Source organism: Acidimicrobiia bacterium (genome assembly GCA_041393965.1).
Lineage (GTDB): Bacteria > Actinomycetota > Acidimicrobiia > Spongiisociales > UBA5794 > UBA5794.
The window spans coordinates 98658-123448 of record JAWKJB010000002.1 but is presented as its reverse complement, the minus strand read 5'-3'; the positions used below and the strand labels follow the sequence as shown (position 1 = coordinate 123448).

At 63.6% G+C, this 24791-nt stretch carries 24 protein-coding genes; 12 read left to right on the top strand and 12 right to left on the bottom strand.

The window, feature by feature from the left end:
• Positions 1-133 precede the first annotated feature (133 nt).
• From R2823_05410 to R2823_05390, 5 genes are all read left to right on the top strand, one after another.
• The gene (locus tag R2823_05410) at positions 134-1789 is read left to right on the top strand and encodes an ABC transporter substrate-binding protein (GenBank protein ID MEZ5175626.1); all 1656 of its coding nucleotides are present in this window, start codon (positions 134-136) and stop codon (positions 1787-1789) included.
• 92 nt (positions 1790-1881) lie between these two features.
• Complete coding sequence (locus R2823_05405; protein MEZ5175625.1) at positions 1882-2967, top strand: ABC transporter permease; 1086 nt, start codon at positions 1882-1884, stop codon at positions 2965-2967.
• A complete protein-coding gene (locus tag R2823_05400) occupies positions 2964-3926 on the top strand; it encodes an ABC transporter permease (protein MEZ5175624.1) in 963 nt (320 codons plus the stop codon). Before R2823_05405 ends, R2823_05400 begins: the two co-directional genes overlap by 4 nt.
• A 10-nt stretch (positions 3927-3936) precedes the next feature.
• Positions 3937-5040, top strand: coding sequence for an ABC transporter ATP-binding protein (locus R2823_05395; GenBank protein ID MEZ5175623.1), 1104 nt, complete (start codon positions 3937-3939; stop codon positions 5038-5040).
• Positions 5037-6035: an ATP-binding cassette domain-containing protein gene (locus tag R2823_05390; protein ID MEZ5175622.1), complete on the top strand. Its 999-nt coding sequence runs from the start codon at positions 5037-5039 to the stop codon at positions 6033-6035. The genes R2823_05395 and R2823_05390 overlap by 4 nt, the downstream gene beginning before the upstream one ends.
• A gap of 68 nt (positions 6036-6103) precedes the next feature.
• Here R2823_05390 and tatC read toward each other — a convergent pair whose 3' ends face one another.
• The 7 genes from tatC to R2823_05355 all read right to left on the bottom strand — a co-directional run bounded on the left by tatC (position 6104) and on the right by R2823_05355 (position 10603).
• Positions 6104-6817: a twin-arginine translocase subunit TatC gene (gene tatC / locus R2823_05385; GenBank protein ID MEZ5175621.1), complete on the bottom strand. Its 714-nt coding sequence runs from the start codon at positions 6815-6817 to the stop codon at positions 6104-6106.
• Positions 6814-7200, bottom strand: coding sequence for a twin-arginine translocase TatA/TatE family subunit (locus R2823_05380; GenBank protein ID MEZ5175620.1), 387 nt, complete (start codon positions 7198-7200; stop codon positions 6814-6816). Before R2823_05380 ends, tatC begins: the two co-directional genes overlap by 4 nt.
• Before the next feature lie 53 nt (positions 7201-7253).
• Positions 7254-8318, bottom strand: a complete 1065-nt coding sequence (locus R2823_05375; protein MEZ5175619.1) for an ABC transporter ATP-binding protein — start codon at positions 8316-8318, stop codon at positions 7254-7256.
• Entirely contained in the window at positions 8315-9118 is an 804-nt protein-coding gene (locus R2823_05370; GenBank protein ID MEZ5175618.1) for an ABC transporter permease, read from the bottom strand. The genes R2823_05375 and R2823_05370 overlap by 4 nt, the downstream gene beginning before the upstream one ends.
• A complete protein-coding gene (gene modA / locus R2823_05365; GenBank protein ID MEZ5175617.1) occupies positions 9118-9897 on the bottom strand; it encodes a molybdate ABC transporter substrate-binding protein in 780 nt (259 codons plus the stop codon). Before modA ends, R2823_05370 begins: the two co-directional genes overlap by 1 nt.
• Positions 9898-9957: 60 nt before the next feature.
• Positions 9958-10260, bottom strand: coding sequence for a hypothetical protein (locus tag R2823_05360; protein ID MEZ5175616.1), 303 nt, complete (start codon positions 10258-10260; stop codon positions 9958-9960).
• 64 nt (positions 10261-10324) lie between these two features.
• Positions 10325-10603: a hypothetical protein gene (locus tag R2823_05355; GenBank protein ID MEZ5175615.1), complete on the bottom strand. Its 279-nt coding sequence runs from the start codon at positions 10601-10603 to the stop codon at positions 10325-10327.
• 98 nt (positions 10604-10701) lie between these two features.
• Here R2823_05355 and R2823_05350 point away from each other — a divergent pair, with 98 nt between their 5' ends.
• Positions 10702-11268, top strand: coding sequence for a hypothetical protein (locus R2823_05350; protein MEZ5175614.1), 567 nt, complete (start codon positions 10702-10704; stop codon positions 11266-11268).
• A gap of 69 nt (positions 11269-11337) precedes the next feature.
• On the opposite strand, the gene R2823_05345 is transcribed toward R2823_05350, so the two are convergent.
• The 3 genes from R2823_05345 to R2823_05335 form a co-directional block, all read right to left on the bottom strand.
• Positions 11338-14337, bottom strand: a complete 3000-nt coding sequence (locus R2823_05345; GenBank protein MEZ5175613.1) for a hypothetical protein — start codon at positions 14335-14337, stop codon at positions 11338-11340.
• Between the two features lie 142 nt (positions 14338-14479).
• On the bottom strand, positions 14480-15232 hold the full coding sequence (locus R2823_05340) for a potassium channel family protein (protein ID MEZ5175612.1): 753 nt from the start codon (positions 15230-15232) through the stop codon (positions 14480-14482).
• A 111-nt stretch (positions 15233-15343) separates the two neighbouring features.
• Positions 15344-16144 (bottom strand): SDR family oxidoreductase, encoded by an 801-nt coding sequence (locus R2823_05335; GenBank protein ID MEZ5175611.1) that lies wholly within the window; start codon positions 16142-16144, stop codon positions 15344-15346.
• A gap of 264 nt (positions 16145-16408) precedes the next feature.
• On the opposite strand from R2823_05335, the gene R2823_05330 reads away from it, so the two are divergent.
• The 6 genes from R2823_05330 to R2823_05305 are packed head-to-tail and all read left to right on the top strand — an operon-like array spanning position 16409 to position 24131.
• On the top strand, positions 16409-19879 hold the full coding sequence (locus R2823_05330; protein ID MEZ5175610.1) for a molybdopterin-dependent oxidoreductase: 3471 nt from the start codon (positions 16409-16411) through the stop codon (positions 19877-19879).
• Positions 19876-20196 carry a hypothetical protein gene (locus tag R2823_05325; protein MEZ5175609.1) on the top strand — a complete coding sequence of 107 codons (321 nt, stop codon included), beginning with the start codon at positions 19876-19878 and terminating at the stop codon, positions 20194-20196. The genes R2823_05330 and R2823_05325 overlap by 4 nt, the downstream gene beginning before the upstream one ends.
• Positions 20196-21422, top strand: a complete 1227-nt coding sequence (locus tag R2823_05320) for a 4Fe-4S dicluster domain-containing protein (protein ID MEZ5175608.1) — start codon at positions 20196-20198, stop codon at positions 21420-21422. The genes R2823_05325 and R2823_05320 overlap by 1 nt, the downstream gene beginning before the upstream one ends.
• A gap of 10 nt (positions 21423-21432) precedes the next feature.
• On the top strand, positions 21433-22167 hold the full coding sequence (locus tag R2823_05315; GenBank protein ID MEZ5175607.1) for a molecular chaperone TorD family protein: 735 nt from the start codon (positions 21433-21435) through the stop codon (positions 22165-22167).
• On the top strand, positions 22164-23162 hold the full coding sequence (locus R2823_05310) for an ethylbenzene dehydrogenase-related protein (protein MEZ5175606.1): 999 nt from the start codon (positions 22164-22166) through the stop codon (positions 23160-23162). Before R2823_05315 ends, R2823_05310 begins: the two co-directional genes overlap by 4 nt.
• 3 nt (positions 23163-23165) lie before the next feature.
• Positions 23166-24131, top strand: a complete 966-nt coding sequence (locus R2823_05305; GenBank protein ID MEZ5175605.1) for a hypothetical protein — start codon at positions 23166-23168, stop codon at positions 24129-24131.
• 18 nt (positions 24132-24149) lie between these two features.
• Here the strand turns inward: R2823_05305 and R2823_05300 are convergent, their stop codons facing one another.
• Complete coding sequence (locus R2823_05300) at positions 24150-24341, bottom strand: hypothetical protein (GenBank protein ID MEZ5175604.1); 192 nt, start codon at positions 24339-24341, stop codon at positions 24150-24152.
• Positions 24342-24407: 66 nt separating this feature from the next.
• Positions 24408-24710 (bottom strand): hypothetical protein, encoded by a 303-nt coding sequence (locus R2823_05295; protein ID MEZ5175603.1) that lies wholly within the window; start codon positions 24708-24710, stop codon positions 24408-24410.
• Positions 24711-24791 lie beyond the last annotated feature (81 nt).

Genomic DNA, 24791 nt, shown 5'->3' with positions numbered 1-24791 from the left:
CCGTTCACAGTCAACAGTCAACAGTCAACTGTGACTTTTGGCCGCGCAAGGGATACGCGCTCCGCTAGCGTTGAGGAGTCGGGGGTGGCTTCATCTGCCCCCTTTCCATCTGAAAACAAGGAGGAACAAGACGATGAGACGCAAACATCTCTGGTTCTTGGCTGTTGTTGCACTTGCTCTGGTCGCAGCGGCATGTAGCAGCAGCACTGACGACACGACAACGACCAGCCCACCGATGGCCTTCGAGGGCAAGGTCCTCGATGCGGGTGGCTGTGACTACGGCGGGCGTGTGGAGAAGATCACGGCGGTCGACCAGTACACGGTCGAGTTCGACCTGTGCAGTCCCCATCCTGCGTTCTTGGCGCAGATCGCTTTCGGCGTCTTCGGGATTCAACCCGAGGAGCACCTCGAGGCGACCGGCGGAGCACCGATCGACAACCCGATCGGCACCGGACCGTACAAGCTCAAGGAATGGCAGCGAGGCGACTCCGTTGTGTACGAACGCAACGACGACTACTACGGGCAGCTCCCGACGCACAGCACGGCCGTGCTGAAGTGGTCAACGGAGAGCGCTGGCCGTCTTCTCGAGCTCCAGTCCGGAACCGCGGACGGGATGACCTTCCCCGGAGTCGACGACTATGCAACGATCGAGTCGGACCCGAATCTGCAACTGCTCGACAAGCCGGAGCCGAATGTGTTCTACATGGGCTTCACGAACACGCATGGCCCGTGGGGCGATGTGAATGTTCGCAAGGCCGTTGCGCTCGGCATCGACCGGCAGCGAATCGTCGATACCTTCTACCCACCGGGGTCGGAGACCGCATCGCACTTCACGCCATGTTCGGTCCAGTTCGGCTGTGAGGGTGAAAGCTGGTACGACTTCGACGCAGCAGCGGCAAAGACCATGCTTGCGGACGCAGGGTTCCCGGACGGGTTCGAAACGACGATCTACTATCGCGATGTGACGCGTGGCTATCTGCCGACGCCCGGCGATGTCGCAGCCGACATCCAGGCACAGTTGAAGGCCAACCTGAACATCGATGCCACAATCGAGGTCGTCGAGTCCGGTGAGTTCATCCAGACATCGTCCGCGGGTGGCTACGACGGTATCCACTTGCTGGGTTGGACTGGTGACTACCCGCACATCACGAACTTCCTCGATTTCCACTTCGCGGAGACGAACCTCCAGTTCGGCGATCCGTATCCGGAGATCTATGAACCGTTGAAGACCGCTTCCGAGACGGCCGACGCCTCCGTGGCCCAGCCGTTGTACGAGCAAGCCAACAACGCGATCAAGGAACTCGTCCCGATGGTCCCGATCGCCCACGCAGGAAGCGCCTTCGGTGCAACCGCCGGGGTGAAAGGTGCGTACGCGCCACCGTGGGGTCAGGTCATGTTCAACTTCTGGGACAACGGAAAGGACACCCTCGTGTTTGTCCAGGGCAACGAGCCCATCTCGCTGTACTGCGCAGACGAGACCGACGGTGAGTCCCTCCGTGCTTGTGCCCAAGTGGTTGAAGCCTTGTACTCGTACGACAAGGACGGCAATGTCCAGCCACAACTCGCGACCGGTTGTGAGCCCAACGCCGACCTGTCGGTGTGGACATGCACGCTGCGTCAAGGTGTCGTATTCCATGACGGATCGACATTCGACGCCAACGATGTCATCACATCGTTCACTGCGGGCCTCGATGCGGCATCGCCGCTGCATGTCGGCAACAGCGGTGTGTTCGAGTACTACGACTACCTGTGGAACGGACTGGTCAACGCTCCGGCGTCTGACGGTTGATCACGGGCGAATAGCGAACCGAGACGGGGGAGGCACTCGCCTCCCCCGTCCTCTATTGTGCGCAGTCCCCCGCGGAGGCCGCCACACCACCCATGCTCGGTTTCATCACACGGCGCACGCTGCTGGCAATACCTGTCCTGATCGGCATCGTCGTTGTCGTGTTCTTCCTGATCCGAGCCATTCCCGGCGATCCATGCACATCACTCCTCGGTGAACGGGCAACACAAGCCGCATGCGATCGATTCAACGAAGCCAACGGGCTCAACGACCCCATCTGGGTGCAGCTCGGCATCTACATGAAGAATGTCGTGACATTCAACCTTGGTGACTCGATCCGCTTTTCCCGGCCCGTGAACCAGATCCTCATCGAACGGCTCCCGCTGACGATCGAACTCGCCGTGTCGGCCCTGATCCTCGCCGTAGGCATCGGGGTGCCGATGGGCATCGTCGCCGCGAGGAGGCACAACACTGCCATCGATTCAGGGACGATGGCATTCGCGAATGTCGGCGTATCCATGCCGGTGTTCTGGCTGGGGCTGATGCTCGCGTACCTATTCGCGGTGGTCCTCAAGGACACCATCTTCCAATTACCGCCTTCCGGTCGACTGTCGGCGGGCGTGTTCCCGACGCCCTATTACGAGGTGTGGGGCTGGAACCCTCAGGAAGGGACCCTCTGGGCAAGTCTCAACGAGTTCATCGCGAACTTCTACATCTTCAACAGCTTCATCACCTTCCAATGGGATGTGTTCTGGGATGCGATCAGGCACATGATCCTGCCCGCCGTGGCACTTGCCACAATCCCCCTCGCAATCATCGCGCGCATCACCCGAAGCTCCCTCCTCGAGGTGATGAACAAGGACTACATCCGTACGGCACGGGCGAAGGGCGCACGCGAAAAGAAGGTGATCCGCGGCCATGCCTTCCGCAACGCGATGCTCCCGGTCGTGACCATCATCGGTCTCCAGCTCGGCGCGTTGCTCGGCGGGGCCGTCCTCACCGAGACGGTGTTCAACCTCGCGGGGGTGGGGAGAGCACTGTACGACGCGATCACCGGCCGCGACTACGCCGTGGTGCAGGGCATCACCGTCGTCGTTGCCGCCGGCTATGTGCTTGTGAACCTCGCCGTCGATCTGTCATACGGCTATCTGGATCCGCGCATCAGGGTGAGTTCGCAGTGATCTCACGCACCAAGGCCGTCGAGATGCTCGAAGTTCGAGCCGCAAAAGAAGACCTGCTCGAAAAGCCGCTCAGTCAGTGGCGCCTCACGCTCAGACGATTCCGTGGACGGACCTCCGGCATGATCGGTCTCGGGATCGTGGTGTCGCTCATCCTGATCGCGATCTTCGCCCCGGTGATCGCCCCCTATCCACCGAACGAGGTTCTCATCGACCATCCGGACGGACTCGAACGCGGCCCCCGCGACAGCCCGTGCGTCCACGCGTTCGGCTGTGATGAGGAGCTTCCCCAACACATTCTTGGGCTCGACGGGAATGTCAGAGATGAGTTCTCGAGGGTCGTCTACGGGGCTCGGATCAGCCTGACGCTCGGGTTCTTCACCGTGACCATCGCGCTCATCGTGGGAAGCCTGTTCGGCGCGATCGCGGGCTACATCGGCGGATGGCTCGACAATGTCATCATGCGCGTCATGGATGTGATTCTCGGCTTTCCGTCGCTGCTGCTTGCGATAGCTATCGTCGCGGTCCTCGGGCCGGGACTCGAGAACGCCCTCATCGCCATCGCAATCGTCGCCATTCCCGCATATGCGCGCGTCATGCGCGCCCAGGTCCTCGCGATCAAGGAATCGGATTTCGTACAGGCGTCGCTCGCCCTTGGTGCGTCCGGAAGGCAGCTCCTCGTGCGGCGGGTCATTCCCAACGCATTGACCCCCCTCGTGGTGCTCGCAACACTCGGCATCGCAACCGCGATCCTCGAAGCGGCTGGGCTGTCGTTTCTCGGTCTCGGTGCCCAACCCCCAAACCCCGAGTGGGGCTCCATGCTCGCTTCCGAACGCAACAACCTGTTCACCGCACCACACCTCGTCTTCTTCCCGGGGCTCGCGATCATGATCACCGTGCTCGGATTCAACCTCATGGGAGACGGCATGCGCGACGCCCTCGACCCGACCCTCAACCGGTAAAGGATCGATCATGGCGACCGAGCCGGCGCAGCATCCCGATCCATCGGCAGCCCCCGAACACTTGCTCGAGATCAAGGGGCTCAAGACGCATTTCGACACCCGCGACGGCGTCGTCAAGGCCGTCGATGAAGTGTCGCTCGCGGTGAAGCGTGGAGAGGTCCTCGGCATCGTGGGCGAGTCCGGCTGCGGCAAGTCGGTCATGTCCCTTTCGATCATGGGCCTCATCCCACACCCCGGTGAGATCGTTGCCGGTGAGATCCTGTTCAACGGGCGAGACATCGCCGCGATGACACCTGATGAAGTGCGGCGGTTGCGTGGAGAGCACATCTCGATGATCTTCCAGCAACCGACGAGTGCGCTGAACCCGGTCTATCGATCAGGGGCCCAGATCAGGGAGGTGTTCGAGCTCCACCGCAGCTGGCCCAAAGAGGTCGAAGAGGAACGGGTCATCGAGATGCTCACCAAAGTCGGCATACCCGATCCCGTGTCCCGGGCGGCGGCATACCCGCACGAGCTGTCGGGCGGCATGGCACAGCGGGTCATGATCGCCATGGCGCTGGCATGTGAGCCGGAGCTCCTCATCGCCGACGAACCGACCACGGCTTTGGATGTCACGATTCAAGCCCAGATCCTCGACCTGATCCGTGACCTGAAGAACGACTCGAACACGGCCGTCATTCTCATCACACACGATCTCGGCGTGGTTGCCGAGATGGCAGACCGGGTCGCCGTCATGTATGCGGGCGAGATCGTCGAAGAGACCGATGTTCGAACGCTGTTCAAGAGTCCGAAGCATCCCTACACACAGGGCCTCATCGCGTCGATCCCGGTGCTTGGTTCCAGTGTCGATACGCTCGAGACGATTCCTGGCATCGTGCCGAACCTCATCGATCTCCCACAGGGATGCCGGTTCGCGTCGCGGTGCGTTTCGCGGATCCAACACCAGCTCACGGTCTGCGTCGAGGAGGTGCCGGAGCTTCGAGCAGTGGCGCCCGGGCACGCCGTGCGCTGCTTCCTGTATGGCGAGGACGGCAGCTTCGATCCTGAGGCGGCGCGGGCACGGCACAGCTATCGCGGTGGGCCCGAGGGAGCAACGGGGAGTGAGTCGCGATGAGTGAGATCTTGGTCGAGATGACCGACCTCGTGAAGGAGTTCCCAGTGAAGGGCGGCGTCTTCCAGCGTCAGATCGCCACCGTCAACGCGGTTGCCGGGGTCACCATGTCGATCCGTCGCGGGGAAACCGTTGGCCTCGTCGGCGAGTCCGGCTGTGGCAAGTCGACGCTCGGTCGGCTTGTGACGCGGCTTCTCGAACCAACGGCAGGCTCGATCGTCTTCGACGGAACGGATGTCACCCATCTCAGCGGCAAGGAACTCAGACCGTTCCGAAAGCGTGTTCAGATCATCTTCCAGGATCCGTATTCATCGCTGGACCCGCGCACGCAGGTCGGGAACTCCATTTCAGAAGGTCTCAGGCTCCATGGCATCGGTGACAAGAACGAGCGCAGGGCACGCGTCAAGCGCATGCTCGAACTCGTCGGCCTCGAGGGACATCACGCAAGCCGTTTCCCGCACGAGTTTTCCGGAGGTCAGCGCCAACGCATCGGACTTGCGCGTGCGCTGATCCTCGAACCGGACTTCGTGGTCGCTGATGAGCCGGTGTCTGCGCTCGATGTGTCCGTGCAAGCCCAGGTACTCAACCTGCTCAAGGAGCTCCAAGCCGAACTGGACCTCACGCTGCTGTTCGTCGCGCACAACCTCGCGGTCGTTGAGCACATCTCGGACCGGGTAGCGGTCATGTATCTCGGTCGGAGCGCCGAACTGACCGACCGTGAGAACCTGTACCGAAACCCGCTCCATCCCTACACGGAGGCCCTGCTCTCGGCGATTCCGATCCCGGATCCGGAACGGCCGCGAAACCGGACAATTCTCCAGGGCGAAGTGCCGTCACCGATCGATCCTCCATCGGGCTGCTTCTTCCATCCGAGATGCCCGATCGCGGTCGAAGGAGTCTGCGACACCGAGGTGCCCGAGCTCGAACAATCGGACACCGATGCCGACCACTTCGCGGCGTGTCATGTGAGAACAGGACGCCTGAGCGGTGCACCGTGAACTGTGAACCGTTCACAGTCAACAGTGAACAGTGAACTGAAGAATTGATTCTCCGCCGGGGCGGAGAATCACTTCTTCAGCACAAACTTGATCGCAAGGATGGCAGCCTCGTAGAGGATGTACAGGGGAACGGCGAGCATCATGAGCGTCAAGGGATCACCGCTCGGGGTGATGAGGGCCGCAGCGATCAGGATCAGCACCAGCGCCCAACGCCACGACGACCGCAGCTGACGGCTCGTCACCAGATTGAAGGCAGCGGCGCCGAACAGGAAGACCGGAAACTGGAACGCGAGGCCGAACGCGAGCAGGAACCGCATCGCGAACCGCAGGTAGTAATCGGCGCCGATCACGGGGACGAGGGCGTCCCCACCGAAGTCGAGGAGGAAGTTGAGGCCCCGTTCGAGAGCGAGGTACCCCACGAACACTCCGAGAAGGAAGAGGAAGGCGAGGACGCCGACCATGGGGATTACCCAACGCTTCTCCCGAGGCGACAGTGCAGGCTCGATGAAGCGCCAGACCTGATAGGTGATGACGGGGCTCGCAAGGACCAGTCCACCCCACAACGACAGGCGCATCACGACGCTGAACGCCTCGGTCACCTTGAAGGTTGCGAGGGCAGCGTCGGGGTCGAGCTTGCGGTACGGCTCGATCAACAGATCGAGAATCTGCTCGTTCAAGAAGAACGCGATGACCGTGCCGACACCGACGGCGATCACCGATCGAATCAGACGCTTGCGCAACTCGACGAGGTGCTCGGAGAACGGCATCGTGGCCGCGGTCATCCGGCATCCTCGGTGTCGTCGGCTTCCGCCGGTGGAAGCTCTTCCTGCGGCGTGGCTGGACGGTCGGAAGGGCCAGTTTCGAACTGCTGACGCGCGGGGTCGGACCCGCTGAGGTTCGTCTCGCCCAAATCGCTGGTGAAGGTGGCGCCGGCTTGACGGAGATCATCCCTGATGCCTTTGAGATCGTCGCGCGCGGCGGTGATCGGATTCACTGCCTCCCCCCACTCACGCGACATCTCCTCGGCGAACTGGGAGGTGACTTGTCGTGCCTTCGACAGGAGGCTCCCGACCCGCTTCGCAAACTCAGGGAGCCGGTTCGGCCCGAAGATGATCAGGATCACAACCACGATCGTCATGATCTCGGCGAAAGAAAGGCTGCCCATCCGCCGGAGGGTAGCGCCAGTGGTCTGTCGCTGCGCCTCGCTGGCACAGCCCTCTACGAGTCGCGGACGCCGATTTCGGTCGCCTTGACCGACACCCAGACGGGTACTCCGATCGCAAGTCCGAGCGAACGGACCGATTCGGTCGTCACCTCTGCCGTGACGGGAAGGGGCAGTCCGGTTTCGATGCGTGCCGTATCCCCGAGGTCCTCCAAGTGGACGACGGCGGTCGCCCAGGTGTTTCTCGGACTCCCCTCAGGTTCGGTTCGATGGAGGGCGATGGCCCGCGGGTGGATCGTCACCGTCACGGCGCCAGCGAGGTCGCGGTCCGGGATCGAAAGGAGGTATTCGCCAACGACGACCGTGCCCCCGTCGGCACTTCCGGCGAACATGTTGACTCCGACGAGATCGGCTGCGTACGGCGTCCCCGGACGGAGACGGATCTCCGCGGCAGTCCCCGTCTGGACGATACGACCGCCTTCGACGATGCAGATACTGTCAGCCAGCATGAAGGCATCCGCCGGTTCGTGTGTGATCACGAGGGAAGGACCCTCGAAGCTTTCGAGGAACTCGGCGACTGCCCTGCGGACCGTTGTTCTGGTCGTGATGTCGAGCGAAGTGAGCGGCTCGTCGAGGATGAGGAGATCCGGGTTCGTTGCGACCGCTCGAGCCAGCGCCACCCTCCGAGCCTCTCCTCCCGACAGTTCTCCCGGGAGCCTCTCGGCGTGAGCTGCGAGGTCGAGGCGTTCGAGCCACCGTTCGCCCATCTCGGCCGTGACCGCCGGTTCTTGGCCCGTTGCCCTCAACCCGAACTCGATGTTGCGCCGTACCGTGAGATGCGGGAAGAGGGTGTCGTCTTGGAACATGACGCCGATCCGGCGATCGTGCACCGCAACCGACGCTCCCGTGCCGTGATCGGCGAGCACGCGACCGCCAAGACGGATAGAACCCCGGTCAAGGGGAATAAGTCCGCACAGCGCCGAGACGATGGTCGACTTGCCTGCGCCGTTTGGTCCGACCATCGCAAGGATTCCCCCGGGTGGGATCGCAAATGCAGCATCGAGGACGAACCCGCCGGGGTGTTCAACACCGATGTCTGCGACGAGTCCGCTGTCGCTCATGGCGTCCTCCACCACCGGTCGCGCAGCACGAGCAGCACGGCGAGAGCCACCGCAACCATGACGAGGCTGATCGCAACGGCGATCTCCCTATTCGACTCGAGCGCCACGAACACGGCGAGTGGCATCGTTTGGGTTTTCCCGCTCACATTCCCAGCGAAGGTGAGTGTCGCCCCGAACTCTCCGAACGCTCGCGCCCAACTCAACGCGAGACCCGAAAGCAGGGACGGAAGCAACAACGGAAGGGTCACGCGCCGAAGGACCATCCACCTGCCTGCACCGAGGGTGGCGGCAGCGTTCTCGTACTTCGTGTCGAGGCTCCGGAGTCCCGACTCCACCGTGACGATGACGAAAGGCATGGCGACAAAGGTGACCGCCATGATGACACCCCAGATCGAGAACGGAAGCACGATGCCGGTCTGGTCGTAGAGCGGGCCGCCGATCACTCCCCTTCGCCCAAAAGCGAACAACAGCGCGGCACCGCCGACGACGGGTGGCACCACGATCGGGAGCAGCACGAAGCCACGAACGAGGTTCTTGCCGGGAAACTCGGTCCGGGCAAGGACGATGGCGACGGGCACGCCGATAACGAAGGAAATGGCCGTCGCCGCAACCGACGCAACGATCGAGATCCGCAGCGCGTCGACGACCATCTCTCTGGTGAGCAGCCCGCCGAGTTCGGCCCACGGCGTGCGGACGATCAGCGCCACAATCGGCACGACGAGGAACGCGATCCCTGCCACTGCAAAAACAACGACCGTACGCGGCGGCGAACCGACCCGGTGAGCTCGACGCTTCGACATCAGGGCAGCCCGAAACCGTACGAGGCGAGGATCGCCCGACCCTCATCCGACAGCACATATGCGACAAACGCCTCTCCGAGCTTCGACGGAGGATTCGCCACCGTCACAATCGGGTAGGTGACCGGCACCTGGTGTTCGTCGGGGATCCGGATCGAGTCGACCGCGCCTGTGGCGGCAACCACATCGGACCGGTAGACGATGCCGGCATCGATTTCTCCCAACTCGATCTTGAGCATCAGGGACCGAACATCTGGTTCCTCGGTGTCAACAGCCGGTACGACCCCTGCCGATCGCAGGGATCGCCTCGCGTAGTCCCCGCACGGCACAGCTTCGAGACACAGGCCGATCAACAGGTCTTCGTCGGCGAAGTCGGCGAGCCCGGTCACGGCGGCAGGATTGCCCCTCGGTACGGCGACCTCGAGCGTGTTGAGCGCAAATACCCTTGACGACGACGCACCGTCGAGTGTTGCGAGAACTGCTTCCATGGCGCCGATGTTCGCAGATGCGAACACATCGACCGGTGCGCCTTCGATGATTTGGTCGCGCAAGGTGGACGACCCGCCGAGATTCAGATCGACCTCGACCCCCGGCGTGTGCTGCTCGAAGGCCGCTGCGAGCTCTTCGAAGGCGTCGGCAAGCGACGAAGCGGCTGACACGAGCACCGTCTCGCGGGATGGGTTCGCCGAACAGCCCGCCGCCGCGAGTGCGACAAGGACCACCACAACCGATGCCGCTGCGCGTACCGATCGCGGTCGCCTCGTCGCACGGATGATTGCCATCCGCGCGAGGTTACCGATACGCCACGCGAGGGACACGGGGCGACCAACGCTGACAATCGCTCAGGCGCCGAGGTATGACCAGCCGACCAGGATGAGCAGGCCGAGGAAGGGCCCGACAATCAAGATGACGGCACGGACAACCGGTGAAGCGAACCGGAGCGCGATCGCGGCCGAGCCAGCGATACCACCGAACCAAAGGCCGAGCATGAACAGGATCACGAGACGCTGGAGGGATCCCCAGTCCGGGTCGTTCGTCTGTACGAAACCGACGATGCCGAAGGTCGTGGCGACGCCGACTTGAAGAACCAGGATCGACTTGTCGAGCTTGGTGAGTCGCGATCGGGGTGTCTCGGTATCGTGCATGCGCGCAGTAGATCCGGTTTCGTTCCCGAATGCAAGAGGCAATCTCGCTTCCGTGCCGCGGACCTCAGGCTGGCGGTGCCGGAAGCTGCTCGGCTGCGAGTCGCACGAGATCCCGGACCATGTTCACCGCCGTGTCGGAGCTCGGTTCGGCGAGCGTCACCGTTGGTGCTTCCGTGCCGAGCCCGGTCCACATGCCGACAAGAAGCCGAAGCGGCCCGCGGAACACCGACAACTCGGCGATCCGGGCCCGCTCGTTGCCAACCACGATGCTCTGGGTGATCGATCCGAACACCATCGTTTGGGCAAGGCCGTTCGCAAGCGAGATCCCGGCTTCGGTGAACATGGGACCATTGGGCGTCGATCCTGCAAGGCCAGCAGCGATGAGCTCGTCGACGGCCTCTGACGAACTGGGCGGTCGGTCGGATCGGCGAAAGCGGCATCATGGCCGATACCAACCATCGCGTATCGTTGCTCGCTGCACCGGTCGACAGCGTCGCCATCATCGCGTCCTCGGACAGCACCGTGCCTGCGGGTCCCGATCGGTCGAGCTCGGCAAGCAGGTTCGCTGCGCGACGAAGGTCGGTCGCAGCGAGCATCCCCCACCATCCGTTCGGTGTCAGGGTCGCTTCGGTCGCCTCCGAAGGCGACACGAAGGTCGTCAGGTCGAAGAAGTCGTCAACGACGACCGCCACGCCGGTTGGCGTCTCGAGGAGGAGCAACTCGTATCCGCCATCGGTGGTCGCCTTCGCCACCCATCCCCGGTCATTCGACGCAACCTCCATCCGGCGCCAGGTATCGGACCCGGTGACGGTCGACATTGCGGAAAGAACATGGGTTGGATGGCTCAGGATCTGGAGTGATCGCTCAACGGCCGGAAGGAGGGTGCCGTGGTCGTCGACGAGCTCGGAGCCTTGCAGTGCCGCAGCGGCGTGCTCGATGTGGATCTGGGCGCCGAGCACAACGCCGCTTGGGCGGAGCCCGGCGAGGGTGATCGCGGCAGCCATCTGATGGTCCGTCATCGCGTATCGGATCGGGGTGTCGGTCATCGCAGTCTCCTCTTGATCTCGTAGCGGACCATCAGTACATGCCCATCAGTTCGGTTTGGGAGGGGCCCATGGACAGGCGGCCGCCGGTACCCATCTCTACGACGATCTCGCCTCCGTGGACCGTGGCGCCTTCGAGGTTGTTGCGGAGCTCCATGGCCTCGTCGAACGCCCTCCGGAACCCCGGATCGCCCGGCTGGAGGCCCTTGGCCTTCAAGATGTCTTGGACCGCGTTCATCTCGACACCGTGTTCCGCAAGCCCGAGGTCTTGGGCTTCGGCGGACAGGTCGGCGAGGCGCTGCCCGGTGATGATCTCGCCGGTTGTCGCGTCCTTCATGTACACCATGTCCATGTCTCCGGCGAAGGGTTTCCCGGTCTTGGTGTCGAAGACCCTGCCTCCCTCCCGGTAGATCGAACTCCCGGATTCTGCCGCGGCGCTCCGCCCAATCGGGATGTCGCCCGCCTTTTTGAATTCGGCAAGGCGTTGCGAGTATCGACTCGCGACCGCTTCGGCGAGCTCGTCGCTCATGTTGGAAGTGTCGGGCATCTTTGGTTCGAACAGCCCGACCGTGCCCCGGTGCTTGGGGTTCGCCCCGAGGTAGGTGTCGAGGTCCCCGATGGTCTTGGACTTGACGCTGAGGGGCTTGGGGATCGCGTCGCCTGCTTGCAGGTGGCGCAGCGAATACGGATTGGTCGTCCGCGACGCGACGACCACATTCCGTCGCCGCGAGAAGTCGGCGAGGCGTTCCAGGTGGTCGGCGGTGTAGCCGGCCTGGTTCAGCAGGCGGGGAGGGATCACATCGCCGGGGTTGAGCTTGCGAAGGGCGAGGTTGGGTGGGGGAAGGCCGACCTCTGGCATGTAGGTGCGCTGCAGGCGGTTGATCCGTGGCAGGTCTTCGGGGGCTTTCCCGCCGAATGCGCGACCGATCTTCCCCGTGATGTACTCGGTGAAGACGGCCTTCCCCACCTCCCAGGTGATCTCACCAGCGGTGAGGTCCCGGTTCGAGTCCGCCATCTTCTGGTCCGCAGCGGCCTCGAGGGTCCGGTACACATCGATCGGCGCGAGGATCACCTCGGACGCTCCCCCGGTTGCCCACGCGATCGCGATGCGTACCGGCATCTCCGGGTTCCTCACGGCCCATCCGGCGATCGCACCCCCGAAGGGCCCCGCCGCTGCGGTTCCCACCTGTTCGGCAAGCCACGCGGCATCCTCTTGCATGCCCTCGACGGTCATCCGGACGACCCCCGCGTCGCCGAGCTTGTCGATCGCTGCCTCGTCGTTGATCGTCGTGGCGAGGACGGTGCGCATCCGCCAGAAGTCCTCATCGGAAGGGGCAGGGTCGCGTTCGAGCCGGTCGAGCATTCGGTCGTACACGGGATCCCCCGCACGGTCCTCGATCACATCTCGGAGCCGTTCGGCGCGTGCCATGCGTGCGGCGCGCTCGGCCCGCTCGCGCTCGAGGCGCGCCCTCGCGTCGGCCATCCGTTCGCGGAAGTCCTCCGTGTATGTCGCCCAGTCCTGTTCAGCTCTCACCCGGTGTCGGTCAAGCCGTGCAAGCTCTTCGGCGGCGTTGCGGGCGCGGGCTTGGCGGGCGCGATCGATCAGCTCGATTGCCTCGGCTTCGGGCACCCACCGCACCGTCGTCCCGTCGTCCCACGGGTACAGGCCGTCCTCTCTCGGGACGAGCGGATCGCCATACTCGTCGACGAGTCCACCGCTGCCAGGCGTCTGGGGTGGCCGGTCGAAGAGATCCGCAAGGGTCTGCTGGCCCTCTGCGAGCGTGACGAGCCCGACCGCGACGGCCGCCGCAACAGCAGCAACCGCTGCCGCGGCGCCCTCATCGGTGTTGATGTCCCCTTCAGTGAGCCACCCGAGCGGATCGTCGTCATCGGGAAACGGTTGACCGATGGCGTCGACATCGAGCGTCGTCGTGGTCCCGTCGGTGGAGTCCCCAGAGGTCGTGCCGGGCGTGTCCGGTGGCTGTGTCGTTCCGGGGGTGGTCGTCGGCGGCGGAGCCGGCCCGGACCCGAGATTCGACAAGACCTCACCGAACCGCTCCGTCATCACGGTTTCGGTCTCCTCGAGCTGGGCGCCCTGACCGTACCGGTCGGTCTTGGCGAACGCGAGGTATGGCCCCACATCGGTGATCCAGAGTTCGGCGTAGTCGAAGCTGATCCTCACAATGTCGGGGTCGAGCACGGCGGCGGCGCCTGTCCCTGCGAGCGTTCCCACCTCGTTCGCGACGCCTTGGGCTTCCTGGGTGATCCGAGCGACTTCGGCCTGGGCCGTTGCGGGGTCCGGCATCAAGTACACGCCGACGGCGAGGTAGTCGCCCCAGTTGAATTGGTGGGTGTTCGAACATGCGGCGGTCGCGCCCTGGGGGTTCGGATCGAACGAGACGATGCCGAGCACCTGCATGTCGAATCGGACACCATCGGGTGATTGTCCCCAGTAGCCGTCGGACGGTGTGAAGTCGCAAAGATCGCTGTCCGTCTGGGCGAGCGCCGAACCACCGAGCATCGAGCCGAACACAACGACCGGGATGAGCACGGCAGCGACGGCCGCTGCCTTCGCGGTGGCACCGGTTCGGGCGACTCTGATGGGTCCCGATCGCCCGAAGATCAGCCCGAGGGTCACGAACGCCCCGAACAGCGCGATGCCCTGACCGACCCGAAACACACCGGTCCGGTTGATGATCCCTGCACTTTGCATCGCAACGAGTCCGGCAGCCCATACGGCGATCCCGACCATGGTGCGGACGGCGTACACCTTGTTGTCCCGAAATTCGACGGTGAGGTTGCGGCCCTGGAGGAGCCCGACGACGAGTCCCACCATGCTTGCCCCAACCGCGAGCGCAAGCGGTGTCTGGACCCCGACGATGACTCCCATGAAGACGATCACGCCCGCGGTGATCACCAGCTTGGCGATGTCGAAGCCGTTCCGGATCCGGGTGGGGCGTTTCGCGGTCCGAAGGGTCCACATCGTCATCAGGATCGTCCCGATGATGCCCCCCAGCATGATGATCCGTGCCACTGGCTCCACCTGCCTGCGTGCCGACACTGGCGCGCCCGATCCGTTCCTGGGTCGGGACTGTACCGACCGGCGCAGCGGATTCCAAAGCGCTGAGATTGGGAATGGCACATCTCTCAGCCAGCGGGGACCGACTTCGGGGCGGCTACTCGCGGTTCGGGTGCTCCCCGGTGGCTGCGTCGTGCCGGCGTTGCGAGACGAAGCCTGACACGATCATCGCGACGATCGTCACGAGGTACACCTGCCCGAGCACCGCTTCGAGCGCGGCCACCAACTGACCGAAGTGGCTCGCGGCGGACAGGTCGCCGTAGCCGAGGGTCGAGATCGTCACCAGGCTGAAGTACATGAATGATGGCGTCGGCTCGACCCCGGACACGAAGAAGGGCCCCCAATACGAATCGACGGAGAGGAAGATGAAACAGAAAGTCAGCGAGATGAGGATGTAGGCGGCAACTGCCCCCAACAGCGTCGCCCGCGTCACGATCCGGTGCCGGGCAAGTCTGCGAATCACCACGACGGGAACGAGGGCAGCGACCGCGACCCACACAACGGAGAGTCGCCCATGCACCAAGGATCGATCGGCAGTACCGCCAGCGACATTGATGACGAACACCACGACCGATACGGCGATCCCGATACCGATCAGGGTCTCTGCAAGGACGCGCCAGCGTTTCGCAACCCCGGATGACCGCAGGCCGACGACGAGGGTTCCCCCGACGAAGACCGACACCGCGAGGACGCCGACCTCTGCGGCAAGGTCTCCCGGCTCGGATCGCAGATCCACGAGGGACAAGGTGATGGCCGCAGCGATCGCAAGCAGCAGCAGCATCCCGAAGCGATCCACATGGCGAGGGTCGTCGTCAAAGACCGTCCACGGGTGATGCGCTGCCTTGTCCATGCTGCTCCGGGGTCGCAAGGTCGGCCCGATGCTATCGGAGCGGATCGATCCAGCACAGCCATCTGCTCACACGAATGCGAGACGGTCGTGACCCGGTGACCACTATGTGAACTATGTGAGGAGTGTGCCTCCGTCAATGACGACGACTTCACCCGTCATGTAGCTCGCAGCCTCCGAGGCGAGGAACACGACGGCGTTTGCGATCTCATGCGGCTCCCCCATCCTGCCCATCGGAACCTTCGCAGCGAGCATCTGGGCCGCAAGTGCCTCCATCTCTTCGACCGTCATCCCCTCTGGGGCCGTCCGGGACGCCTCGGTGCCCTCGGTGGTGATCCCACCTGGCGCAATCGCGTTCACGGCGATCCCGTGCGGAGCCAGTTCGAGCGCGAGGTTCCGTGTGAACATCACGACACCGCCTTTGGATGCATCGTACGCAGCGAGGCCCACCATGGAAGGATGGAGCCCATCGATCGACGCCATGTTGATGATCCTTCCGCCGCCTCCGGCTTCGATCATGTGCTCCGCAACCGCCTTCGAGATGAACGCGAGACCCACGAGGTTCACATCGATCACCTTGCGGAACAACGCCTCGTCGATCTCGAGCATCGGAACCATCGGATAGATGCCCGCGTTGTTGACGAGGATGTCAACCTTTCCGAACTTCGAAACGCAGTGATCCACGAGCGTTCGACCGGCGTCGGAGTTGGTGACATCGACGGCGATCGCTGAAACCGCGTCGGGACGATCGAGCCCTGCGACCTTGCCAGCAGCCTGGTCAGGGTCGAGGTCGGCAAGCACGATTGACGCCCCAGCGGTGACCATGCGTTCCACACATGCCCATCCGATGCCGGCACCGCCACCGGTGACGATCGCGTTCTTGCCTGCAAGTGAGAAGGGTCCCCAATCAGTCACCCCAACCTCCTGTCTCGATGTGCCGCCCCAAGGCTAGGAACCACCCAACCCCTGAAACCCGCCTCTGACATCTGATATCTGGAATCTGAGTTCTGACATCTGAAATCTGAAATCTGAAATCTGACATCTGACATCTGAATTCTGGCATCTGGCCTCTGGCATCTGGCATCTGGCCTCTGACATCTGGAATCTGGAAGATTCATTAGTTGAGTGTATATGAACTCACAAACTGTGTTAGGCTGCCGACGCAAATACGGAGGGCATGTGAAGAAAGTAACAAGACGCACGTTCCTCAAGGGCTCGGCGATCGCAGCGGCCGGTACCTATGTTGCGGCGCAGGGATTCGACAAGGCCATGACCTTCTTCCAGGCGGCCCCGGGGATCGACAACCCGCTCGTCTTCTACCCCAACCGGGAATGGGAATCCATCTACCGCGATCAGTACGCCTACGACGATTCGTTCACCTTCATCTGTGCCCCCAACGACACCCACATGTGCCGCCTGCGGGCATTCGTGCGTAACGGCATCGTCATCCGCATCGAGCAGAACTACGACGGCAACAAGTACGGCGATCCCCAGGGCAACACCTCGTCGGTGGCGTGGAACCCCAGGGGCTGCCTCAAGGGGTACACGGTCCACCGGCGCGTGTACGGGCCGTACCGGCTCCGCACACCGATGCTGCGTGCCGGTTGGAAGCAGTGGGCGGACGACGGGTTCCCATCGCTTTCGGACAACCCGGAGTTGCGCACCACCTACAAGTTCGATCAGCGCTCCCAGGATGAGTTCATTCCCATGGATACCGCCGAGATCGACGACTATGTCGCCCGGGGCCTCGAAGCGATCGCAGAGACCTACTCGGGCGAAGAAGGTCACCGCCGGCTGATCGAAGCCGACGGGTACGAACCCGAGATGCTCGAGTTCTGGGAGGAGTCTGGAGTCCGAACCATGAAGTTCGGCTCGTCCCTTCCGATCCACGGCGTCGCAGGGAAGTTCGGGTTGTTCCGATTCGCGAACATGTTGTCGCTTCTCGACGCGAAAGTGCGCGGCGTCGAGCCGGACGAGGCGATGGGTGCAAGGGACTGGTCCGAGTACACATGGCGCGGCGACCAGGCCCCCGGGTTTCCGTTCGTGCACGGCCTCCAAACCTCCGAGACCGACTTCTCAGACCTTCGCAACTCGAGGCTGCTCATCCAGGTCGGCAAGAACCTCGTCGAGAATAAGATGCCCGAGAGCCATTTCTTTCAGGAGATCATCGAACGCGGTGGCAAGGTCGTGTCCATCGTCCCCGAGTACGGACCCCAGGCATCCAAGGCCGACTACTGGATCCCCGTGCGGGCAGGCCTGTCGGACACGGCGCTGTTCCTCGGAATCGCGAAGGAACTCATCGACCGAAACCTGTACGACACCGACTTCGTCAAGCGCTTCACCGACTTCCCCCTCCTCGTTCGTCTCGACACGCTCCAGCGGCTCCGTGCCGACGAGCTGTTCGCGGGGTACACACCACAGCTTGCATCGAACGCGGTGAGCTTCACCGTCCACGGCATGACAGCCGAACAGTACGAACAGACCGGTGATCGGGTCGTGATGTCGTCCGGCGGTGCACCCGTCGCGATCACCCGCGAGGACATCGGAGACACGATGACGGCTGCGGGTATCGACCCGATGCTCGACTTCCGCGGTGAGCTCACCCTTGCCGACGGGTCGACGGTTGAGGTCGCCACCGGGCTCACCATGTACCGTGAACATCTCAAGGACTACGACCTCGACACCGTCGTCGATATCACGGGCGCCCCGAGGGATCTCGTCGAACGCCTCATCACGGACATCGCAACGATCAAGCCTGTCGGGATCCATGTCGGCGAGGGCATCAACCACTACTTCCATGCGACGCTCCACAACCGGGCGGTGTACATGGTTGCGATGCTGACCGGCAATGTCGGCAAGCCGGGTGCGGGCGTGAGCACCTGGGCAGGCAACTACAAGGGCGGGATCTTCCACGCCGCCCCCTGGTATGGCCCGGGCGTGGGCGGCTATGTGAACGAGGATCCGTTCAACCCGCTGCTCGACGAGAACGCCGTGTACACCCCCGAGACGCAGCGCCACACGATCCACGGCGAGGAGACCGCATACTGGGGATACGGTGACCGCCCGCTCGTGGTCGATACACCGTCTGGGGGCCGCAGGGTCTTCACGGGAACGAGCCACCTCCCCACCCCGACCAAGGTGCTTTGGTACAACAACGCCAACCTCATCAACCAGGCGAAGTGGGCCTACGAACTCGTCCACAATGTCAACCCGAAGGTCGACATGATCGTCGACCAGCAGATCGAATGGACGGCCTCGGCCGAGTATGCCGATGTGATCCTGCCGGTCAACAGCTGGCTCGAGTTCGAGACCGTGGAGATGGCCGGGTCCTGTTCGAATCCGTTCCTGCAGATGTGGCATGGTGGCATCGATCCGCTGTACGACAGTCGGGACGATGTGGCCGTGTTCGCAGGGATCGCCGAGGCCCTTGCTGCGCACACGGGTGAGCAACGGTTCTCTGACTACTTCAAGTTCGCCACCGAAGGCAGGCCCGAGGTGTACCTCAACCGGGTCCTGGATGCCTCGTTCACCACCGACGGCTACACGGTCGAAGATGTGATGGGTGGCACCTACGGGGAGCCCGGTGGCGCGCTCATGCAGTACCGGACCCTTCCGAGGATCCCGTTCTACGAGCAGATCCTCGATGCTGAGCCGTTCTTCACGGACACGGGCCGGATGAACGCATATGTCGACACGCCAGAAGCGATCGAGTACGGCGAGAACCTCATCGTGCATCGCGAGGCGGTCGAAGCGACCCCGTATCTGCCGAATGTGATCGTGTCGACGAGCCCGTTCCTACGGCCGCAGGACTACGGCATTCCGCTCGACGATATCGATGCAGACCGTCGCCAGGTCCGCAATGTGATGATGCCGTGGAGTGAGGTCAAGGCGACCACGAACCCGTTGTATGTGGACGGCTACGAATTCCTGTGCCTGACCCCGAAGTCACGCCATTCGGTCCACTCGTCGTGGGCCGTCACCGACTGGCATTGGATCTGGAACTCGAACTTCTCCGACCCGTATCGCGAGGATCAACGACTCCCCGGCGTCGGCGATACCCAGCTTCACATGAACCCCGACGACGCGAGAAGGCTCGGCATCGACAACGGCGACTATGTCTGGGTCGATGCGAACCCCGCCGACCGGCCGTTCAAGGGCTGGCAGGACGACGCCGAGTTCGCCGAGGTCGCTCGCCTGATGGCGCGTGTCTCGTACAACCACGCGTACCCGGCGGGTGTCACGATGCTCAAGCATGCGTTCTACATGGCGACCCCACTCACCGTGAGGGCACAAAAGGAGCGTGCCGACGGCCGGGCGCTGTCCCCCAACGGCTACCAGGCGAGCTTCCGGCACGGCTCCCAGCAGAGCATCACGCGGGGCTGGGCACCACCGATGCACCAGACCGACAGCCTGTTCCACAAGAAGGCAGCAGCGATGGGGTTCGTCTTCGGTTTCGATGTCGACAACCACGCCATCAACACGACACCCAAAGAGACGCTCGTGCGCATCCAGAAAGCGGAATCGGGAGGACTCGGCGGTGTGGGTCCGTGGGCGCCGGGGACCACCGGCGAGAGCCCTGGCGGTGAGGACGCGGTGATGCAGCGCTACATCATGGGTGGCCTCACAACGGTGAACGGGAGCTCGGCATGACGACAACCTGGCAACCGGTCCGTCTGCTCGATGTCCGACCCGAGATCGACCGGGACCACCTGATCGAAAAGGAAGTCGAAGCCGAAGACCCGATGGAGCTCGTCGGTGTCACCTACCCGACCGATCGTGCCAAGGACGAGCTCGCGGCACGCTGCTTCGTCGAGGAATACGCGATGGTCGGATGGAAGGCCGACGCCATTGCAAGCCTGTTCACCCAGCCCGAGTATGCGGCGCTGTACCGCATGTTCTCGGCATACGGATTCGGATTCGTCCAGGAGGCCATCGCCTCGGTGTTCCCGAACGAGAGGAGAGCCTGATGGCGACGGTTCACAACTGGCATCTCGGAAGGGAGATGGAGTACCGGCACGAAGGCGGGGTCTACGACCGGCAGTTCGCGGCCGTGTTCAACATCAACCGGTGCATTGCTTGCCAGACCTGCACGATGTCGTGCAAGTCGACCTGGACCCACTCCCCCGGCCAGGAACTCATGTGGTGGAACAATGTCGAGACCAAGCCGTTCGGCGGCTATCCGTCACATTGGGATGTCCGGCTGCTTTCGATGCTCGAGGACGCCAACCCCGACGGGCAGACCTGGACCGCACAGCCGGGACCGACATCGGCACCGTACGGCGAGTTCCAGGGACAGACCATCTTCGAAGCTGCCGACCTCGGCGAGCGGGTCCTCGGCTACATCCCCCAGGAGAACGATTGGAAGGCACCGAACCGCTACGAGGACCACGCGTCGAGCTATCCGAAGGACGGGGCGTCCCTTCCCGAACATGAAGGCTGGTTCTTCTACCTCGCCCGGATCTGCAACCACTGCACCTACCCCGGCTGTCTCGCCGCGTGCCCTCGGAGCGCCATCTACAAGCGACCCGAGGACGGGATCGTCCTCATCGATCAGGAACGGTGCCGTGGCTACCAGAAATGCGTCGAGGGATGCCCGTACAAGAAGGCGATGTACCGCCCGACGACACGCACTTCCGAAAAGTGCATCGCGTGCTATCCCCGAATCGAGGGCAGCGACCCGCTCACGGGTGGCAATCCGATGGAGACGCGGTGCATGGCTGCATGTGTCGGCAAGATCCGCCTCCAGGGACTCGTAAATGTCAACGCGGACGGCACCTGGACCTCGGATCCGTCCCATCCGCTGTATTACCTCGTGCACGAGGAGAAGGTCGCCCTTCCCCTGTATCCCCAGTTCGGGACCCAGCCGAACATCTACTACATCCCGCCAAGGTGGGTGCCTCGTGAGTACCTGCACCAGATGTTCGGCCCGGGCGTCGATCACGCCATCGAGGCCTACACCCGTCCGTCGCGACGGCTCCTTGCGGTGCTGCAACTGTTCCGGTCCACCCAGGAGATCATCTTCTCATTTGATGTCGAGGAGGGCCCGAAGCTCTCCGAGATCATGGTCAACGGCGAACCGATGGAGCTCTACGACGACACGGTCGTTGGCTTCGGTGAGGACGGTCGGGAGATCGTGCGGGTCAAGGTCGAGGATCCGGTGATCGAGCGACCGGACAAGATCAACTCGATATGAGGCATCAGCGATGACAACAGCAACACAGGAACGGATCGAAGCCGCCATCAGGGCTGATGTGTACGGCTTCCTCGCTCGGGTGGTCCCCTACCCCAAGGCGGTCCCCGATGTGGGATCCCTCCGTCATGTGGAGTTCGAGGATCGTGCCCTCGACGAGTGCCGCATCGCGATCGTGGAAGCATCCGATACGGATCTGGCATCGCTCCAAGCTGCGCACCGTGTCCTGTTCCCCGCCGTCGAGTCACAGGACGCGCCTTCGTACGAGACCGCCTACTCCAAACACGATGTGTTCCGGCAGGGCCAGGTGATGGCCGATGTGGCAGGGTTCTATCGGGCCCACGGTCTCAAGCAGGGCGGTGAGCGACGGGATCGTCCCGACGGCGTCGGTTCCGAACTCGAATTCCTCGGATTCCTCGCCCTCAAACAGGCGCTGGCGCTGAGTGAAGGCGAACTCGACAACGCTGCCTTCTGCGTCGAGACCCAGGCGTTGTTCCTGCAGGATCATGTCGGAGGATGGGTGCCGGACTATGGAAGGCGCGTCGCTGCTGTGTCCGATCATCCGTTCTATGTGGCGTTCGGCAACCTCCTTGCGCTCTGGCTCGAGGCGGAGATGGATTCGATGGATGTGGTTCCAGGGGAGCCCGATCTCGGGGCCGCCATGGGGCCGGACGGGATCGCCACGGCGGTGGCCGATCCGAAGATCCGCTGGGACGAAGTGGGATTCTCATGTGGGGAGCCGCTATGACGCGTATTGCAACACTCAGCACCAACACGAAGCGCTTGCTCGCGCTCGTGCTCGTACTCGTGGTGGCCATCGGCTTCCGGCTGTTCGATGTGGCGCCGGCCGCGGCACAGTCCACCGTGCTCACCGCATGGCAAACCGACACCGACCCCGGCATGGATCCGGCGAGTCAGGTGTGGACGGATACCCCTGCGACCCTCGTGCAGCTCACGGCACAGAATGTGACGCCGCCGATGAGCACCGGAGGGATCCCCTCGGTGAATGTGCGGGCGGTCCACTACAACGACATGCTGTATGTCAATCTCTCGTGGCCCGACCCGACTCCCGACCTGTCGACGGCCGCGGTCAACACCTTCGCCGATGCCGTGGCCGTGCAGTTCCCGTCGGTCGCCGCTTCGACGGTACCCGCCATCTGCATGGGTCAGGCAGACACTGCGGTGAACATCTGGCACTGGCGCGCCGATGCTCAACAAGGCGTGTCACCACTCCCCGATCGCGGCTATGTGGACCTCTACCCGTCCGAGGACGACCTCTACTATCCGGCCCGTGCCGCAGGGAACATCCAGGATCTCGGCACGGTTATCCAGAACCTTGTCGCCGGTGGTTTCGGTACCCTGTCCCCGCTTGCCGAGCAGGTGATCGGCGGAGAGGGCGTCCACGGCGACCTCGGCTGGTCGGTCACCTTCGCACGCCCCTTCGCGGCTCCCGGTGAGAACCAGCCGACCTTCGCGGTTGGGGACACGGTCGATGTCGCCGTCGCCGTGTGGGATGGCGCCAACGAGGACCGCAACGGCCAGAAGTCGGTTTCGCAGTTCCTGCGGATGGAGATCGCAGGCGGCGATGCCTTGCAGCCGCCGGTGGTTCCCCCGTCTGATACGCCGTTCCCGTGGGGCACCCTTGGCCTCGTGGTCATCGCTGCGGTGGTGATCGGGCTCCTCCTCGTCGCCTTCGGCCGCCCGTCGGCCTGGGAAGGGGATGAGGCCTCGAGCGAGGGGTGACCGGTGGGGCAGCAGGGACGGGCGCGTGAATTCGATACCGTCACCATCGCTGGCTTCGCCGCCATCGCCCTGCTGATCGAACTGGTGCTGTTGCGCGTCGCGACGCGCACGGCCATCAACATCCCGGGGCTCGGCGAGATCGAGATCGGCTTTCGCGTGGTCTCCGAACTGGGAAGGCTCGCGTTCAATGCTGCGGTGATCCTCGTCGCAGCGACCATTGTCGGATTGCTGTTGACCGCAGCCTCACGACGCCGATGGGCGCTCGTCGGTGTCCTTGGTGCGTTCCTCGCCGCAGCCGTCGCGGCACCGCTCGACCTGGTGTCGGAGCCCGCCACCGATGTCGTGATCGTGCTTGCGATCGTGGCGGTACCCATCCTCGGCGTGATCTCACGCGACACACCCGTCGTCCGGGTGATTCCATCGTTCCTGTTCGCCGCAGCATTCGCCGTTGCGGCGGTCCCGACGATCGTAGGGAAGACCGTGCCGGGCACCACCCTCCCGGTGACCGGCATCCTCACCGTGGCCGAGCTGCTTGCTCTCGCCGCCGCGGCTTCCCTGGTGATCCTCGTCTGGGGCCGCCCGCAGCGGCGTCCCGTCGTCATCTCCGTTCTGACGGGAGGCGCCTTGGCAGGGCTCCTCGCCGCGCAGCCGGCGACCATCGAGACACTCATGCTGTGGAACCTCGGCCTCGCCGGCTACTTCGGCCCCGTCGCGTACGGAGCGGCGTTCGGCGCCGCCCTGTACGCAGCGCTGACGGCACTCGGGCGGAAGGACCGGCTGACCGCGATCGGGATCGCATGTCTGGTCGCTGGGGGCATCGGCCTCCACAGCACGCTCCAGAGCGCGTCCGTGTTCATCGGTGTCCTTGCCCTGTCACAGTCGAACAGCTTCCGGGCAACGGCAACCCGTCGAACCGATGTCGCTGCGGCGCCACCAACAGCGCCGAAGGCATCCGTCATCGCCGGCTGACCGGCAATCGCCGTCAGGTTACGAGCAGATCGCGGTGAGGGTGCCGGGGATGGCCTCGATCTCATCGGTTCTGAAGTCGTCGAAGGTCGCGTCGGCTGTCACCGATGCACCGTCGTACACGATGACCCCGTCGGGAGCGCCGGTAAAGCCGGTTGTCGCCTCCCAGCTGACGCTCGGATTCTCGAAGTCGTCGATGTCGTTGAGGGTCACGGACTGAATGGTCCCTTCGCCTCCCATGCCCCCCTGTTCATCCGTATCCTGGATCGACGCATCGAGCTACACCCGGACACCGTCAACCGTCCCCATCGCACCCGAGGAGAACGGAACCCATGCATTGCCCGTGTTGTCGGGACCTGCGATGCAGTAGCAGTTGTCGAACTCATAGGTCTCGTCACCGACCGTGAGGGTTGCGATCCCGTTGCCACCCGGCGGCGGCATCGGATCGGACCCCACCGTCGTCGTTGGGTTGTTGGTTGCCGAAGCACCGGCAGCCGCCACCGTCGATGTCACATCGTTCGCATCGTCGCCGCCGCCACACGCGGCAGCCACGAGAACCAGTGCCGTGCCGATCGGAATCATTCACTTCATCATCTGACCTCCCTCACTCGACGAGGAGCGTAGGTGTCGCAGCGGCCTTCGATGTCGGGCGCCCCGGACGAA